This window comes from Candidatus Kurthia intestinigallinarum (genome assembly GCF_003991225.1).
GTDB classification, from domain to species: domain Bacteria; phylum Bacillota; class Bacilli; order Bacillales_A; family Planococcaceae; genus Kurthia; species Kurthia populi.
The window spans coordinates 1-1,576 of sequence record NZ_JTFC01000142.1 but is presented as its reverse complement, the minus strand read 5'-3'; the positions used below and the strand labels follow the sequence as shown (position 1 = coordinate 1,576).

At 36.9% G+C, this 1,576-nt stretch carries 3 protein-coding genes; 1 reads left to right on the top strand and 2 read right to left on the bottom strand.

The window, feature by feature from the left end; genetic code table 11:
• Nucleotides 1-381 (bottom strand): DJ-1/PfpI family protein (locus QI30_RS19245; RefSeq protein WP_126992106.1); only part of this gene is annotated, 381 nt, incomplete at its 3' end.
• A gap of 141 nt (nt 382-522) precedes the next feature.
• Here QI30_RS19245 and QI30_RS19240 point away from each other — a divergent pair.
• The gene (locus QI30_RS19240; protein ID WP_126992105.1) at nt 523-966 is read left to right on the top strand and encodes an Lrp/AsnC family transcriptional regulator; all 444 of its coding nucleotides are present in this window, start codon (nt 523-525) and stop codon (nt 964-966) included.
• Nucleotides 967-1,060: 94 nt separating this feature from the next.
• Here the strand turns inward: QI30_RS19240 and QI30_RS19235 are convergent.
• Nucleotides 1,061-1,576 (bottom strand): His/Gly/Thr/Pro-type tRNA ligase C-terminal domain-containing protein (locus QI30_RS19235; protein ID WP_233600645.1); only part of this gene is annotated, 516 nt, incomplete at its 5' end.

Here is a 1,576-nt window from a genome sequence, read left to right as displayed (position 1 = left end):
CGTTGCGCGTCGCTCTTTTAATACACCGCTATGAGCAACAGCAAGTGCTGCAACACAAATCGAAGCAATCGGCTTATGTTGGTCATTAAAATGACGAATCACTGTACCAAATTGTTCACTAAAGGCATCATCATAAAAGTCTGCTTCTTCAAAACCTCCTGGAATCGCAAGTGCATCAAATTCATCTAAATTTAAATCCATCAATAATTTTTCCGGTGTCACACAGAAATTCCAAGTAGCCTTTAACTCTTTATGTAAGCCAGCTGTCACAACAACCGTTGAACCATCCCCTTCAAGCTGATTCCAACCAAGTACATCCGTAAATACGCTCGCCTCATATGCTTCAAATCCATTGGCTAATAACAACAGTATTTTTTTCATTTCTACTACCTCCTAATTTCTATACATAAAGTGTAGACGACTGAAGCACTTTTCTATATATTTTAAAAAAGGTATTTATCTAATAATTCTTTTTATTCAACGGAAAATTCCTTTATTTACTTTTTAGAAGAAGGCGAAGAAATGGATTCAATTGATTATCAAATTTTACAGCAGATTGAAAAGAATGCAAAAATAACGACGAAAGAATTAGCGAGACATGTACATTTATCAGCTCCAGCAGTAGCTGAACGTATTAAAAAGCTTGAAGAACAGCACGTTATTAAAGGCTATCGCACTGAATTTGATTTATCTCAGCTTGATCGGGGCATCGTAGCAATCGTGTTGTTTAAATCCTCCAATTGCAAAAAGCTAGCAGAGTTTTGTTATAGCCATCCAGATGTATTGTCATGCTATCGTGTTGCTGGCGAAATTAGTTATATCGTGAAAATTGCTACATCATCCATTGAAAAATTAGAGGAATTTATTGATGCAGCCATGCCTTACGGTACACCATCAACAAATATTGTTCTATCAGGACGAGAAAATAATGTGGTATCGTCTAAGCAAACAGCTCATTCCAATTAGTATAGGAATGAGCTGTTTTCATTTATATCATTTTATCTAGATATACTAAAAGGGTTTAACGAACTTTCTCTTTTAATAAAAGTTAGGTGAAACTTTATAGCTTAGTTAAAATCGGCAATTTTTTCTGAGCGATTTCTTGTTTTATTTGCTGAATAAATGTATCAATAGCCATTTTTTCTAATCCCTCTTGTCTATAAGTTCGAACAGATACCGCTTGCGTAGCGACTTCTTCATCCCCTAGCACAAGGATATACGGGATTTTTTGCAACTGGGCATCTCGAATTTTTCGCCCTAATTTTTCATTTCGCTCATCTACTCCAACACGAATCCCTTCCTTACGTAAAGCCTCTTTCACCTTTTTCACATAATCATGATGCACAGTGGAAACACCAATGAGTTGCACTTGCTTTGGTGCAAGCCATAACGGGAACGCACCACCAAAATGCTCAATTAAAATGCCTAAGAAACGATCAATGGAACCAAAGACAGCTCGGTGAATGACAACAGGACGTACCTTTTCGTTGTCCTCGTTGATATATGTTAAATCAAATTTCTCCGGTAGCTGGAAATCTAATTGCACAGTCGCACATTGGTGGCTACGTTTAATGGC